A 14,879-nucleotide genomic window follows, 5' to 3' on the forward strand; every position below is an offset into this window, starting at 1 on the left:
CACCTCCAGGTGGTCGGAGGTGCTCCCGGGCGGGAGACGGATCCGGGTGGAGAACACCGACGGCAGGTCGGAGGCCATCCTCATCAACCGAAAACGTCCCAAGACAACCGAAGGTGTCTTGGGACGTTCTCGCAGGTCAGACGCCGATCAGCGGGTGGACCCGCAGGTCGGCGCTGAGCGTGGCTCAGATGTCGTAGTAGAGCTCGAACTCGTGCGGGTGCGGGCGCAGCTGCACGGGGGCGATCTCCTGGGTCCGCTTGAAGTGGATCCAGGTCTCGATCAGGTCGTCGGTGAAGACGCCGCCGCGGGTCAGGTACTCGTGGTCGGCCTCGAGCGCGTCGAGGACGGCACCGAGGCTGGTGGGCACCTGGTCGATGTCGGCCATCTCGTCCGGCGGCAGCTCGTAGATGTCCTTGTCGATCGGGGCCGCGGGCTCCGTCTTGTTCTGGACGCCGTCGAGGCCGGCGAGCATGAGGGCGGCGAAGGCGAGGTACGGGTTCGCCGACGGGTCGGGGAAGCGGGTCTCAACGCGCTTGGCCTTCGGGTTCGCGCCGGTGATCGGGATGCGGACCGAGGCGGAGCGGTTGCGCGAGGAGTAGACCAGCGAGATCGGCGCCTCGAAGCCCGGCACCAGGCGGTGGTAGGAGTTCACCGTCGGGTTGGTGAACGCCAGCAGCGACGGGGCGTGCTTGAGGATGCCGCCGATGTACCAGCGGGCGGTGTCGGAGAGACCCGCGTAGCCGGTCTCGTCGAAGAACAGCGGATCGCCGTCCTTCCACAGCGACTGGTGCACGTGCATGCCCGAGCCGTTGTCGCCGAAGATCGGCTTCGGCATGAAGGTGACCGACTTGCCCTGCTCCCAGGCGGTGTTCTTGATGAGGTACTTGAACTTCATCACGTCGTCCGCGGCCTTGAGCAGCGTGTCGAAGCGGTAGTTGATCTCCGCCTGGCCGGCGGTGCCGACCTCGTGGTGGGCGCGCTCGACGAGCAGGCCGCTGGCCTCGAGGTTCTTGACCATGTCGGCGCGCAGGTCGCTGTAGTGGTCGTAGGGCTCGACGGGGAAGTAGCCGCCCTTGAGGCGGGTCTTGTAGCCCTTGTTCTCCTCGCCCTCCTTGCCCGAGTTCCACCAGCCCTCGACGGAGTCGATGTGGTAGTAGCCCTCGTTGACGCCGGTGGAGTAGCGGACGCTGTCGAAGATGTAGAACTCGGCCTCGGGGGCGAAGTACGCGGTGTCCGCGATGCCGGTCGAGTCGAGGTAGGCCAGCGCCTTGCGCGCGATGTTGCGCGGGTCGCGGCTGTAGGCCTCGCCGGTGATCGGGTCGTGGATGAAGAAGTTGACGTTGAGGGTCTTGGACTTGCGGAACGGGTCGAGGTAGGCCGTCGTCGGGTCCGGGAAGAGCGACATGTCCGACTCGTTGATCGCCTGGAAGCCGCGGATCGAGGACCCGTCGAAGCCGAGGCCGTCGTCGAAGACGCTCTGGTCGAAGGAGGAGGCCGGGACCGTGAAGTGCTGCATCACGCCCGGCAGGTCGCAGAAGCGGACGTCGATCATCTCGACGCCCTCGTCCTTGATGAACTTCAGGAGCTCATCGGAGTTGTTGAACATTCGGTGTCCTCCTTGACGGACCTCTCGCGGCCGTCGAGATTGCAGCGTCGGGAACGGAGCCTCGTTGCACCGTGACCCCGACCCTAGTCAGGGGCAGTTTCTTGACCGTATCCCGTTTGTTTCGGGCGTGTTACGGGTGACCGGCACGTGGCGCCGACCGGCACCCTCCTAGGCTGGTGGCGTGACGAGCGCCGTAACACCGACCCTCGAGAGCGCGACCTGGGGACGCCGGATCCTGGCGCTGGTCGTCGACTGGCTCGCCTGCCTGGCCGTCGTGGAGGGCCTCGTCGCCGTCGGCGTGCTGGGCTCGAACCCCAACGGCCTCGGCACCCTCGCGCTCTTCGTGCTCGAGTCGGCGCTCTTCACCGCCACCACGGGCGGGTCCTTCGGCAAGCTCGTGACGCGCGTGCGGGTCGTCGACCACCGCGACCCCTCGCGGCCCGTGCCGCTGCTGCGGTCGCTGCTGCGCAGCGTGCTGGTCGGGCTGCTGGTCCCGCCGCTGCTGACCTTCGACGGGCGCGGGGTCCACGACCTGGCCGCGGGGACCCGCACCGTCACCCTCTGAGCCGAGGGTCTCGAGGCTCGCTGCGCTCGCACCTCGACCATCGAGGCTCACACCTCGACCAGCGATCGCTCAGCGTCCGCGCTGCTGCGAGCGCATGCCCTTCATCGAGGTCGGGACCGGGCCCTTGGGCAGGGGCAGCTTGCCGCGCTGGGCGTCGAGCGCCTTGAGCCGCTGGAGGATGTCGGTCATCTCGGCGGGCTTCACGTTGCGACCGAGCTTCTGGACGTGGCGCACCAGCTTGGGCAGCGGCACCTCGCCGTCGCCACGACCGCAGACGACCTCGTGGATCGGGACCTCGTAGGCGACCCGCTCGTGCTTCTTGCGCTCGGTGGCGAGCAGCGCCTTGACGCGCGACTGGCTCGAGCCCTCGCCGACCAGGACGATGCCGGGCGGGCCGACGACGCGGTGCACGACGTCCTGCTGCTTGGTGAAGCCGACCACCGGGGCGACCTTCCAGCCGCGGCGCAGCATCTGCAGCGCACCGGCGGCCGCGGCGGGCTGGCCCTCCATCTGGGTGTACGCCGCCTTCTGCGCGCGGCGACCGAAGACGATCAGCGCCGCGAGCATGCCGATCATGAACGCGCCGATGATCGAGATCACCAGCGACAGCGCGCCGTCGCCGGGCAGCAGCCACATCAGGCCGAAACCGGCCGCCGCGCCCACCACGAACGTCGCGAGGATGATCAGGCCCAGGCGCGGGTCGCTGCGCTTGGCCATCTGGTAGGTCTGCATGATCTGCCCACGGCGCGAGGTGGGCGTGGAGGCGGGGGTCGACATAGGTGGCCTTGTCCAGCTAGGTGAGTGGTGGTGCGGTGCGGAGGAGCGGGTCAGACGGTCGCGGCGGCGCGGGCGTCCATGGCCTGACCGTACAGCCGGCCGGCGCGGTAGGACGAGCGGACCAGCGGACCCGAGAGGGCGCCGGCGAAGCCGATCTCGTCGGCCTCGGCCTTGAGCTCGACGAACTCCTCGGGCTTGACCCACCGCTCGACGGGGTGGTGGCGCGGGGAGGGGCGCAGGTACTGGGTGATGGTGATCAGCTCACAGCCCGCGTCGTGCAGGTCGCGCAGCGCCTGCGAGACCTCCTCGCGGGTCTCGCCCATGCCGAGGATCAGGTTGGACTTGGTGACCAGCCCGAAGTCGCGGGCCTGGGTGATCACGTCCAGGGACCGGTCGTAGCGGAACGCCGGGCGGATCCGCTTGAAGATCCGCGGCACGGTCTCCACGTTGTGGGCCAGCACCTCGGGACGGCTCTCGAACACCTCGGTGAGCAGGTCGGGCTTGCCGTTGAAGTCGGGGATCAGGTTCTCCACCCCGGTGCCCGGGTTGAGCGCGTGGATCGCGCGGACGGTCTCGGCGTAGAGCCACGCGCCGCCGTCGGGCAGGTCGTCGCGCGCGACGCCGGTGATGGTGGCGTACTTGAGCTGCATCTTCTGCACCGACTCGGCCACCCGGCGGGGCTCGTCGCGGTCGAGCGGGGCGGGCTTGCCGGTGTCGATCTGGCAGAAGTCGCAGCGGCGGGTGCACTGCTCGCCGCCGATGAGGAAGGTGGCCTCGCGGTCCTCCCAGCACTCGAAGATGTTGGGGCACCCGGCCTCCTGGCAGACCGTGTGGAGTCCCTCGGACTTCACCAGGTTCTGCAGGGCGGTGTACTCCGGCCCCATCTTCGCCTTCGTCTTGATCCACTCGGGCTTGCGCTCGATCGGCGTCTCGGCGTTGCGGATCTCCAGGCGGAGGAGCTTGCGTCCTTCGGGTGCAGGGGCAGTCACGTCGTCACTCTACGCCGGGCCCGGTGCCCGCCCAATTCGCCCTCCGGGGCCGCTCCCGGCCCGCCCGGCACCGTCTCAGAGCAGCAGGTCGGGCGTGATCGGCAGACGGCGCACGCGCCGTCCGGTGGCGTGGAAGACCGCGTTGCCGATGGCCGCCGCGACGCCGCACAGCCCGATCTCGCCGACACCCTTGACGCCCACCGGGTTGAGCCGGTCGGGCCCGCCGACGAACTCGACCTCGAGGTCGGGGACGTCCGCGCTGACGGCGACGAGGTAGTCGGCGAGGTGGGCGTTGGTGATCCGCCCGGTCTGCGGGCCGGCGTGCAGGTCGGTGACGGTGTGCTCGAGCAGGGCGTGCCCGATCCCGCCGACCGTGCCGCCGACGACCTGGCTGCGCGCGGTGCGCTCGTTGAGCACCTCGCCGCAGTCCACGACCGACACCAGCCGCTCGACGCGGACCAGCCCGAGGTCGGCGTCCACGCGGACCTTGGCGAACTTCGCCCCGAAGGCGCCCGAGGGCGACATGCCGACCTCGGAGGGGTCGGGTGGGGTGGCGGTCGCCTCGGCGGACACCTCGTCGCGCTGCCCGACTGCTCCGGACAGCGCCGCGCGCCCGGGGGCGTCGCCGAGGCCGAGGTCGTCGAGCAGGGACGCGGCCGCGCGCGCGACCGCGTTGGTGATCGCCATCGCCAGCCCGGACCCGCCGGCCGGGGGAGAGGCCGGCAGCGAGCTGTCGCCGAGGACGACCTCGACGTCGGCCAGGTCGAGCCCGAGGTGGCGGGCCGCGACCTGCGTGACCACCGTGTAGGTCCCGGTCCCGATGTCCATCGCCGAGGAGTGCACGACGGCGCTGCCGTCGGCGCGCACCACGAGGCGTACGGAGCAGGGCTGCTGGAAGTAGAAGAACGACACCGCCGCCATGCCGTAGCCGACGAGGTCGTCGCCGTCGCGCATCGAGCGCGGCGTCGGGTCGCGGTCGTCCCAGCCGATCAGCTCGGCGCCGCGCCGCAGGCACTCGTCGAGCGCCTTGCTCGACCACGGCAGGTCGTCCTGGTCGGGGTTGGTCTCGGCGTAGTTGCGCAGCCGGAGCTCGACCGGGTCGACGCCCAATTCGACCGCGAGCTCGTCGAGCGCGGTCTCCAGCGCGAAGTTGCCCTGCGCCTCGCCGGGCGCCCGCATCGAGCCGGGCGGTGAGATGTGCAGCCGGACCTGGTCGACGTCGGTGCGCAGGTGCTCCACGGCGTAGCCCTGGCGGGTGCCGGAGACGACGTCCTCGGGGTTGTCGTCGTCGAGCGCTGCCGGGACGGTCGCGGTGTGCTCGACCGCGGTCAGGGTGCCGTCGCGCCGCGCCCCGAGGCGTACGCGCTGCACCGTCTCGGGGCGGTGGCCGACCCCGGTGAACATCTGCGTCCGGCTGAGCACGACCCGCACCGGGCGCCCGACGACGCGGGCGGCCATCGCGGCGGCGTGGATGAACGGCCACGGCCGCAGGCCCGACCCGAAGCCGCCGCCGAGGTAGGGGCACAGCACCTGCACGCCCTCGCGGGGCACGTCGAACGCCTCGGCCAGGCTGTCGGCCACGTTGAACGGCCACTGGGTGGTCGCCCACATGGTCAGCGCGTCGCCGTCCCACTGCGCGCAGGCGGCGAACAGGCCGATCGGGTTGTTGGTGTTGTCGCCGGTGGCGTAGTCGGCCTCGACGACCACGTCGGCCTCCGCGAGGCCGCGCTCGAGGTCGCCGCGGACGCTGTCGGCGCCCACCGGGTCGTCGTCCTCGCGGACGGCACGGGGGTCGTTGAGGTCGACGACGGGCTCGTCGGCGTCGACGTGGACGTGGAGCAGCGACGCGGCGTGGACCGCCTCCTCGCGCGTCTGCGCGACGACCAGCGCGACGTAGTCGCCGCGGAAGCGCACCCGGTCGTCCTGGAACGGCGGCACCGGTGCCCGCCCGGCGGCCGACTCGTTCGGCCGGGCGACGCGCGGGGCGTTGCGATGGGTGATCACCTCGACCACGCCGGGCGCCGCCAGCGCGTCGGTGGTGTCGACGAGCGTGACGGTGCCGGCCGCCACGGTGCTGCCCACCAGCACGCCGACCAGCGCGTCGCGGGGGGCGAGGTCGTCGGCGTAGGGGACCCCGCCGGTCACCTTGAGGGGACCGTCGACGCGGGTCGCGTCGTCGCCGATCACGGGCTGTTCGGTGCGGCTGCTGGTGCGCTCGGACGTCGTGGTCACGCGCTCGCTCCTGTCACGTCGCGGAGCTGGCGCACGAGGGTGCGGCGGGCCAGCTCGGGCTTGAAGGTGGTGCCGGGGACGGTGAAGGCGTCCGCGAGCTCGGCCTCGGCGGCCTGCTCGAACAGCGCGAGCGTCGGCCGCTGCCCGGCCAGGACCTCCTCGGCGCGGCGGGCCCGCCAGGGCACCGACCCGACGCCGCCGAGCCCGATCGCGACGTGGGCGAGGCGGTCGTCCTCGACCCGGGCGACGACGGCCGCGGACGTGAGTGCGAACTCGTACGACGCGCGCTCGCGCACCTTGAGGTAGCCGGTGCGGGCGTCGGGGAGCGGGACCTCGAGGTGGGTGAGGAGCTCACCGGCCCGGAGCGTGTTGTCGCGAGCGGGGTCGTCGTCGGCGCGGACGTGCAGGTCGGTGACCGGCACCGTGCGCGTGCCGTCCGGGCCGAGCAGCCGCACGCGCGCGTCCAGCGCCACGAGGGCGACCGCGAGGTCGGAGGGGTGCGCCGAGATGCAGCCGGCGTCGACGCCGAGGACGGCGTGCATCCGGGCCGTGCCCTCGACCGCCGCGCACCCGCTGCCGGGGACCCGCTTGTTGCACTGGGCGACCTCCGGGTCGCGGAAGTAGCGGCAGCGGGTCCGCTGCAGCAGGTTGCCGCCGACGGTGGCCATGGTGCGGAGCTGGGGTGAGGCGGCGAGCAGCAGCGAGTCGCGCAGGACGTCGAGGCCCGCGACCGCGTCGTGCACCGCCAGGTCGGCCATCGTCACCCCGGCGCCGACCACGAGGACGTCGTCCTCGCGCGCGACGTCGACGAGCGGGAGGTCGGTGATGTCCACGAGGGTGCCGGGCGACCAGACGCCGTCCTTCATCAGGTCGTACTGCGTGGTGCCGCCGGCGAGGACGACGACGTCGTCGGGCGTCTGGACGGCTCGCGCGACGGCGTCGGAGGTCAGCGCCGCGGCGGCTGCGGCGACGTCGTCGGCGCGGACGTGGGTGAAGGGGTGCACGTCAGGCCTCCGTCGCGGCGGCAGCCGGGCCCGAGCCGGCGGCGGCGAGGACCGCGTCGACGATGCGCGGGTACGCGCCGCAGCGGCACAGGTTGCCGCTCATCAGCTCGCGGACCTCCTCGGCCCCGGGGCGTTCGACCTCGTCGAGCAGCGCCACCGCCGACATCACCTGCCCGGCCGTGCACGCGCCGCACTGGAAGGCGTCGCAGTCGAGGAACGCCTGCTGGACCGGGTGCAGCGCGTCGCCGGTCCCGATGCCCTCGATGGTGGTGACCGCGTGCCCCTCGGCCTGTACTGCGAGGGTGAGGCAGGAGAGGCGGCGGCGGCCGTCGAGGTGGACGGTGCAGGCGCCGCACGCTCCCTGGTCGCAACCCTTCTGCGTGCCGGTGAGGCCGAGGTCGTCGCGCAGCAGGTCGAGCAACGAGCGCCGCGTGTCCACCTCCACCACGTGCTGGTCCCCGTTGACGGTCAGGTTGACGGACGTCCGGCTCATCGCACCATGGAAGCAGGAGTGGCGGTCGCGGAGATCACCCCTCGGTGCCTGTGCTCAGCGCTCGGCGTCGACGTAGTCGGGCTCGGTGGTGTCGAGGCGCTCGTGCGCGGTGGTGCCGGAGCGCTCCCCGCGGGGGACGGCCCCGACGGCCCGCGCCAGCCCGAAGTCGGTCATGTTCGCGTAGACGCTCTCGATCCGGTCGCTCGGCACGACGTAGGTCTCGTGGAAGATCCCGACGTCGCCGGTCGCGGCCGCCCGCTTGTTGAAGGCGCCCCAGGCGGGCGCGTGCGACAGCGAGGCGTCGCGGGCGTAGGCGCCGAGCTCTTCGGCGCTGCGCCAGTACTGGATGGTGAGCAGGACGCGTCCGGCCCAGAAGGTCTGCACCCCGAGCAGGCCGCGGTCGGCCTCGGCGAGCTCGCGCAGCATCTTCGGCATGCCGACGAAGGAGGGCCACCAGCTGCGGACCTTGCGCAGGCGGTTGATGCGCATCCCGATCACGAAGACGACGACGTCGTCGCCCTGCGGGTCGGCGACGACCTGCCCGCTCCGCACGCCGCGGGGCGCGCGGCCCTCGGCGGCGGCGTACGCCCGCGGGACACGCCGGCTGCTCGGTGCTGCCATGACACCCTCCTGGATAGTTGTAGTCTCTACGTGGAGAGTGGCACTATCCAGCAAGTGGGTCAAGGGGGTCGTCGTGCGGATGTCGGAGCTGGCGGAGCGGACCGGGGTGCCGGTGCCGACCATCAAGTACTACGTCCGCGAGGGGCTGCTGCCCGAGGGCGAGAAGCGCACGCCACGCCTCACCGACTACGACGAGCGCCACGTGCGCCGCCTCGAGCTGCTGCGGATCCTCCGCGAGGTCGGCGACGTGCCCGTCGAGGGGCTGCGCCGCCTGGTCGCGGCGACCGAGGTGCGCGGCACCGTCCAGGAGCTGTTCGCGGTCGCGGCCGACGCGATCGCGCCGACCCCGCCCGCGGCCGGTCCGGCCCGCGAGGCCACCCGGGCCGTGGCGGACCGGCTGATCGCCGAGGCGGGGTGGCACCACGTCCGGGCCGAGTCGGTGGACCGCGACAACCTCGCGGCGACGCTCGAGCTGCTCGGCGCCTACGACACCCACCCGCGCGACCCGGCCGAGCTCGCCCCCTACCTCGCGGCCGCCGACCAGCTCGCCCGCGACGAGATCGGCCACCTCGACGGCAGCAAGGACCGGGTCGGGCTGCTGGAGGAGATGATCGTGGGACAGGTGGTCTTCGCCACCGTCCTCACCACGCTGCGGCGGCTCGCCGAGGAGCACCACTCCTACGAGCGGTTCGCCGAGGACCGACGCGACTGAGTCCCGGTCCCGGGCTCAGGCGCCGGGGGTGACCAGCTGGATCCGCGGACCGCGACCGGGCTCGGGCCGGGCGTCGTAGTCGGGCGTCGCGTCGTAGGGCTGCCACGCGAGGTACGTCGCGAGGTGCCGCCGCACGCTCGGCAGGACGTCGTCGACGGTGACGTCGCGGCCGAGCTCGCGGCTCAGCGACGTGACGCCCGCGTCGGCGATCCCGCACGGCACGAACCGGTCGTACCACCCCAGGTCGACGTCGCAGTTGAGCGCGAAACCGTGCATCGTGACGCCGCGGCTGACCCGGATGCCGATCGCGGCGATCTTGCGCTCCGGCCCGCGGTCGTCCTCGCGCAGCCACACGCCGCTGCGCCCGGGGATGCGCGCCGTGGTGACGCCGTGGTCGGTGCACACCGCGATCAGCGCCTCCTCGACGCGCCGCACGTAGTCGACGACCTTGACGTGGTCGGGCAGCGCGACGATCGGGTAGCCGACGAGCTGGCCGGGGCCGTGGAAGGTGATCTTGCCGCCGCGGTCGACGTCGATGACGGGGGCGCCGCCCGGGTCGGCCGGGCGCTCGTGCGGGTCGGTGCGCTTGCCGGCGGTGAAGACCGGCGGGTGCTCGAGCAGCAGGACGGTGCCACCGCGGGTGCCGGCGACGACCTCCTCGTGCACCCGCCGCTGCACGTCCCACGCGGCGAGGTAGTCGACGGCGTCGTCGCCGAGCCCGGCGACCTCGAAGTCCAGCGCGTTCACGTCCAGCGACATGCCTGCGAGCCTACGCCGTCGTGCCTGTGGACGACGCCCGACGTCCGGGCCCCGGATCGGCGAGGCTGGCCGGGTGGACCCACGCCGCCTCGTCCCCGCCCTCACCGCCCTCGCGTGTGCCTGCGTCGTCCTCACGGCCGTCGTCGGCTGGGCCCGGTCGCACCCGGACGGGGCCACGCCACCGCCGGCGGAGGTCGCGCCGGCCGCGCCCACGGCCGACGCCGCGGCGGAGGGACCGAGCGGGGTGCTCGCCGCCTGGGACCGGCGGCGGTCGGCGGCGTGGGCGACCGGCGACGTGAGCGCGCTGCGGAGGCTCTACGTCCCGGGCTCGCGCGCGGGGGCGGCCGACGTCGCGCTGCTGCGCCGCTACCTCGCCCGTGGGCTGAGGGTCGACGGGCTCACCACGCAGGTGCTGGCCCTGCGGGTGGTCGAGCGCTCACCGGACCGGCTGGTGCTGCGCACCACCGACCGGGTGGTCGGCGCGGTCGCGGTCGGTCCCGACGGTGCGGTGCCGCTGCCGGTCGCGCGGCCCGGTGCGCGGGAGGTGGTGCTGGCGCGGAGCGCCGACGGCGGGTGGCGGGTCGTGGAGGCGACCGGTCAGGACAGCGCCGCCGCCAGCACCTCGCGCACGTCCTCGTCCTCGAAGTCGTAGCCGGCCCGCTCCAGCGCGGCCGGACGGGCGTTGACCGAGGCCAGCAGCTCCGAGGAGAGGTCGCCGGCGGCGACCTTGAGGATCGCGGCGGGCGCGGCGAGGAAGGCGGGGCGGCGTACGGCCCGGGCGAGCTCGCGGGTGAACTCGGCGTTGGTCGGGGTGGTCGGGCAGCAGAGGTTGAAGGCGCCGGACACGTCGCGCGACTCCAGCAGGTAGGCCACCGAGCCGATCCAGTCGCGCAGCGAGATCATCGGGAAGTACTGCTCGCCCGAGCCCAGGCGCGCGCCGAGCCCGGCCTTGAACAGCAGCCGCAGCTGCCGGAGCGGGGGAGAGGTGCGGTCCATCACCGGCGCGGTGCGCAGCACGCACACCCGGGCGCCGGCGTCGCGGGCCGGGTCCGCGGCCGCGGACCACTCGCGGGTGACCCGGGTGAGGAAGGCGTCGCCGCGGCTGTCGGCGTCCTCGGTGACGAGCGCGTCGCCGTGGTCGCCGTACCAGGCGATGCCGTTGCCGGCGAGCAGCGCGGGCGGCCGCTCGGCGGCGGCGACGGTGCGGGCGAGCAGCCCGGTCGTCGAGATCCGGCTCTCCAGGACCTCCTCGGCCCAGCGGCCCGAGTGCGGGTTGCCGGCGATGCTCGCGCCCGCCAGGTTGACCACGGCGTCCGCCCGGGTGACCACCGCCGCGTCGACCTCGCCGCGCGAGGGGTCCCAGCGGGACTCGTGCGAGGAGGTGGGGTCGCGGCGCACGAGGGTGGTCACCTCGTGGCCGTGGGACCGCAGGTGCTCGGTCAGGTGGGTGCCGAGGAACCCGGACGCTCCGGCGATGACGACGCGCATGCGCCCACCCAACCATGCGGACCAAAGCGGCCCCGCCCGGACGGGTCAGCCGGCGAGGTGCCCCCAGCGCGCGGTCAGCCGCTCCCACGGACCCTGGTCGACGACGCGCCCGGCGTCGAGCACGACGACCCGGTCGGCGCGGGCGAGGGCCGCGGCCTTGCTGGTCGCGCCGATCACCGTCGAGCCGCGCGAGCGCAGCGCCTCCCAGAGCTCGATCTCGGTGGCGGCGTCGAGCGCGGACGAGACGTCGTCTGCGAGCAGCACGTCGGCGTCGCACGCCAGCGCCCGGGCCAGCGCAAGGCGCTGCACCTGCCCGCCGGAGAGGCGTACGCCCCGGTGTCCCACGAGCGAGTCCGGGCCGCCGGCCTCGGCGACGTCGCGACCCATCCGGGCGGCGTCGAGGGCCGGCACCACCGGGCGGCCGGGGTGGTCGAGCCCGACGTTGCCGGTGAACGTCCCCGACAGCACGCGCGGGACCTGGGCGACGTGGGCGACCCGCGCCGGCCGCAGCGCGGTCTGCGGGTCGTCGACGGGCACGTCGTTCCAGAGGATCTCCCCGGTGCTGCCGACCAGCCCGGCGAGGGCCCCGAGCAGGCTCGACTTGCCCGAGCCGACCTGGCCGAGCAGCAGCACGAGCTCGCCGGAGCGCACCTCGAGGTCGACGTCCTGGACGCCGAGGGTGCCGTCGTCGTGGACCGCGGAGAGCTCGCGCAGGGTGAGGGTGCGCAGCGGGTCGCGCACCGGGGTCGGCGGCGCGTCCGCGGTGCCCTCGGAGAGGTCCATCCCGGCGGGCAGGACCATCAGGTCGCCGCCGCCGGCCAGCGCGCTGGTGGCGTGCATCCACGCGCGGGTGCCCGGGGCCTCCGTCACCACGGCGCCCGCGACCCGGCCGAACCAGTCGAACCCGCTGACGGCGTTGGCGACCAGCAGCGCGGTCGCGAGCTCCCAGCGCCCGGCGAGCAGCCCGGCCCACGCGGCGACGACGCCGCACTGCACCATTACGACGGGCACACCGTCGAGGAGCGACTGGACGCGGTGCTCGCGCACCGCGGCGTCGACCCGGCCGCTGTCGACCTCGCGGAGGTGGTGGTGCAGCTGGGGCGTGGCCGCGGCCAGCTTGACGGTGCGGATCGACTCGAGGGTCGACACGAGCGACTGCCCGAAGCGGGCGCGCGCGGTGGACGCCGCGGCGGCCGACCGGCCCGCGACCCGGCGCCCGAGCGAGGACGCGAGGGCCGAGGCCGTCATGACGGCCAGGAGGATCGCGCCGGCGACCCACGTGCCGGCGATCAGGGCGGTCAGCCCGGCGACGACGAGGCCGTTGACGAAGTCGACCCAGCGGTCGGTGTAGCGCGCGATGCGGTCGGCGTCCATGGCCCGCGCGACGACCTCGCCGGGCGGGGTGCGGACGAGGCGGCGCTGGGAGGTCTGCCCGGCCAGCACCGCGGCCCGCACCCGCATCCGGACCTCGACCCACCAGTGCGGGTAGGTCCAGAACGCCTGCGAGAGCAGCAGCGGGCCCACCATCAGCGAGGCGACGAGTGCCACGACCAGCCAGGGCGAGACGTCGCCGCCCTGGAGCGAGGTCACGACGTGGCCCCAGACGAAGCCGGTGACCGCGCCGTAGGCGCCGGTGATCGAGGCGGCCAGGAAGAGCGCCGCCCCGACCAGGCCCCACTCCGGCTTGAGCCGGATGCAGTGCCAGACCTGGCGCATCAGCCCGAGCGGCGGGTCGACGTGCGGCGGCTCGGGCGGCGTCGTGCTGCGGCGCACCGAGCCGATCGCCGTGTCGTCGTGGTGGTGCTCCTCGACCGCCACCTCGTGGGCGGCGGCCTCGAGGAGGTCGCGGAACGGTCCGTCGGCGACGGCGAGGCGCTCGCGCGGCCCCTGCTGCACGACCCGGCCCGACTCGAGCACGGCGACCTGCTCGGCGCGCTCGGTCGTCGAGAGCCGGTGGGCGACGAGGATGCCGGTGCGGCCGGCGATCAGCCGGTCGGCAGCGCGCACGACCCGGGCCTCGGTCACGGGGTCCATCCGGGCCGTCGCCTCGTCGAGGACCACGATGCTGACGTCGCGCACCAGGAGGCGGGCGAACGCGACGAGCTGCTCCTCGCCGGCGGACAGCGTGGTGCCGCCGGGCCCGAGCCGCGTCTCGAGGCCGTCGGGGAGACCGGCGACCCACTCGGTGAGGCCGAGCTCCTCGACGGCGGCGACGACCTGCGCCCGCGGTGTGTCGGAGAAGAGGGTGATGTTGTCGGCCAGGCTGCCGGCGAGGATCTCGGTGCGCTGGGTGACCACGCCGACGGCGGAGCGCAGGAGCTGGAGGTCGAGGTCGCGGACGTCGGTGCCGCCGATGAACACCGACCCGCGGGGCGGCTCGACGGCCCGCGACAGCAGCGAGGCCAGCGTCGACTTGCCGGACCCGGTGCGGCCGACGAGGGCGCAGGTGTGGCCGGCGGGGACGGTGAGGTCGACGTCGCGGAGCGCGAAGGTGCCGTGGCCGTAGGAGAAGGCGAGGCCGCGCAGCTCGACGTCGAGCGGACCGGTCGGCAGCGCCTCGCCGCCCACCGGCTCGGCCGGGACCGCGAGCATCCCGCGCAGCCGCAGCACCGCGCCCATGCCCTCCTGCAGGTCGGGCAGGTGACGAGCCAGCATGTCGACCTGGCCGACGAACATCGTGGTGACGAGGAACAGCGTCACCAGCCGCGCGGTGGTGAGGTCGCCGGCGAGCACCAGCGCCACCCCGACCACGCCGGTGGCGGCGAGCACGCCGTGCAGCAGCGCGCCGCTGCGTCGGGTGACGCTGACCTCGATGGCCAGCACCCGGCGCAGCCGGCGGTGGATCTCGGCGGCCAGCTCGGCGTTGCGGCGCAGGACGTGGGACTGGCCGAGCGAGGTGCGGATGTCGTCGCGGGCGGCCACGCCCTCCTCGGTCGAGGCGGCGTGGTCGGTCCACGCGGCCTCCTCGAGCACCTTGCGCTCGGCGATCTGGGGCAACAGCCGGCGGATGGCGAACCACACCAGCACCGCGCACAGCGGGAACAGCACCGCCGAGGGCCACCAGGTGAGCCCGGCGACGAGCCACAGCGGGCCGGCCGACAGCAGCGTGCGCAGCGCCATCCAGACGCCCCAGCGCATCAGCTGGCCGACCTCCCACGTGTCGTCGTCGATCCGGTCCAGGACCTCGCCGACGGCCTGCTCCGAGAGCTCGGAGAGCGGCTGCGCCATCGCGGCGTCGATCAGGTCCGCGCGCAGCCGGCCCTCGGCGCGGTCGACCACGACGCCCCACAGCGTCCGGGCGGCCGTGTCGACGAACGCGCCGCCCACGACGCAGGTCGCGAGGAGCGCGACGAGGGTGGAGGTCGGGGACTCGGCCAGGCGCCCGGCGACCACGCTGCCGAGCGAGGAGGCGATCGCGCCGACCAGCGCCATCGACAGGCACACGACGGTCAGCGGACGGCGTACGCGACGCCAGTCGACGGGCACCCGGCCCGCCGGCAGACCCTCCTCCGCAGGGGTCGGTGCCGGTGTCGTCCGGGGCTGCGTCTGGGTCACCGTCACAGTCACCAGACGTTACGCGGCGGCACCGACATCGCGCCTCGGGTTTTCGCCCGCGCCGGGGTGTCCTTCCCC

Annotated in this window: 13 protein-coding genes; 3 read left to right on the forward strand and 10 right to left on the reverse strand. The window is 73.8% G+C overall.

The features are described from left to right. Positions 1-184 precede the first annotated feature (184 nt). Positions 185-1,606: a type I glutamate--ammonia ligase gene (glnA, locus tag LN652_RS00435; protein WP_230442758.1), complete on the reverse strand. Its 1,422-nt coding sequence runs from the start codon at positions 1,604-1,606 to the stop codon at positions 185-187. Positions 1,607-1,787: 181 nt separating this feature from the next. Here glnA and LN652_RS00440 point away from each other — a divergent pair, with 181 nt between their 5' ends. Then, positions 1,788-2,171 carry an RDD family protein gene (locus tag LN652_RS00440; protein WP_230442759.1) on the forward strand — a complete coding sequence of 128 codons (384 nt, stop codon included), beginning with the start codon at positions 1,788-1,790 and terminating at the stop codon, positions 2,169-2,171. A gap of 69 nt (positions 2,172-2,240) precedes the next feature. Here the strand turns inward: LN652_RS00440 and LN652_RS00445 are convergent, their stop codons facing one another. The 6 genes from LN652_RS00445 to LN652_RS00470 form a co-directional block, all read right to left on the reverse strand. Beyond that, complete coding sequence (locus LN652_RS00445) at positions 2,241-2,948, reverse strand: DUF4191 domain-containing protein (RefSeq protein WP_230442760.1); 708 nt, start codon at positions 2,946-2,948, stop codon at positions 2,241-2,243. Between the two features lie 50 nt (positions 2,949-2,998). Next, positions 2,999-3,937, reverse strand: coding sequence for a lipoyl synthase (lipA, locus tag LN652_RS00450; protein WP_230442761.1), 939 nt, complete (start codon positions 3,935-3,937; stop codon positions 2,999-3,001). Between the two features lie 75 nt (positions 3,938-4,012). Continuing rightward, positions 4,013-6,169: a xanthine dehydrogenase family protein molybdopterin-binding subunit gene (locus LN652_RS00455; protein ID WP_230442762.1), complete on the reverse strand. Its 2,157-nt coding sequence runs from the start codon at positions 6,167-6,169 to the stop codon at positions 4,013-4,015. Beyond that, entirely contained in the window at positions 6,166-7,173 is a 1,008-nt protein-coding gene (locus LN652_RS00460; RefSeq protein WP_230442763.1) for an FAD binding domain-containing protein, read from the reverse strand. Before LN652_RS00460 ends, LN652_RS00455 begins: the two co-directional genes overlap by 4 nt. A gap of 1 nt (position 7,174) precedes the next feature. Then, positions 7,175-7,666: a (2Fe-2S)-binding protein gene (locus tag LN652_RS00465; RefSeq protein ID WP_230442764.1), complete on the reverse strand. Its 492-nt coding sequence runs from the start codon at positions 7,664-7,666 to the stop codon at positions 7,175-7,177. A gap of 54 nt (positions 7,667-7,720) precedes the next feature. Then, on the reverse strand, positions 7,721-8,287 hold the full coding sequence (locus tag LN652_RS00470) for a DUF4188 domain-containing protein (protein ID WP_230442765.1): 567 nt from the start codon (positions 8,285-8,287) through the stop codon (positions 7,721-7,723). A gap of 79 nt (positions 8,288-8,366) precedes the next feature. Between LN652_RS00470 and LN652_RS00475 the strand changes: the two genes are divergently transcribed. Continuing rightward, positions 8,367-8,999: a MerR family transcriptional regulator gene (locus LN652_RS00475; RefSeq protein ID WP_230444791.1), complete on the forward strand. Its 633-nt coding sequence runs from the start codon at positions 8,367-8,369 to the stop codon at positions 8,997-8,999. A gap of 15 nt (positions 9,000-9,014) precedes the next feature. Here LN652_RS00475 and lipB read toward each other — a convergent pair whose 3' ends face one another. Further along, a complete protein-coding gene (gene lipB, locus LN652_RS00480; protein WP_230442766.1) occupies positions 9,015-9,758 on the reverse strand; it encodes a lipoyl(octanoyl) transferase LipB in 744 nt (247 codons plus the stop codon). Between the two features lie 73 nt (positions 9,759-9,831). On the opposite strand from lipB, the gene LN652_RS00485 reads away from it, so the two are divergent. Continuing rightward, the gene (locus LN652_RS00485) at positions 9,832-10,410 is read left to right on the forward strand and encodes a hypothetical protein (protein WP_230442767.1); all 579 of its coding nucleotides are present in this window, start codon (positions 9,832-9,834) and stop codon (positions 10,408-10,410) included. Here the strand turns inward: LN652_RS00485 and LN652_RS00490 are convergent. Further along, a complete protein-coding gene (locus tag LN652_RS00490) occupies positions 10,356-11,246 on the reverse strand; it encodes a TIGR01777 family oxidoreductase (RefSeq protein WP_230442768.1) in 891 nt (296 codons plus the stop codon). The two genes, LN652_RS00485 and LN652_RS00490, sit on opposite strands and share 55 nt — an antisense overlap. 45 nt (positions 11,247-11,291) lie before the next feature. Further along, positions 11,292-14,801 (reverse strand): ATP-binding cassette domain-containing protein, encoded by a 3,510-nt coding sequence (locus LN652_RS00495; protein ID WP_230442769.1) that lies wholly within the window; start codon positions 14,799-14,801, stop codon positions 11,292-11,294. Between the last annotated feature and the right edge of the window lie 78 nt (positions 14,802-14,879).

The sequence above is a fragment of the Nocardioides okcheonensis genome, from assembly GCF_020991065.1.
GTDB lineage: Bacteria > Actinomycetota > Actinomycetes > Propionibacteriales > Nocardioidaceae > Nocardioides > Nocardioides okcheonensis.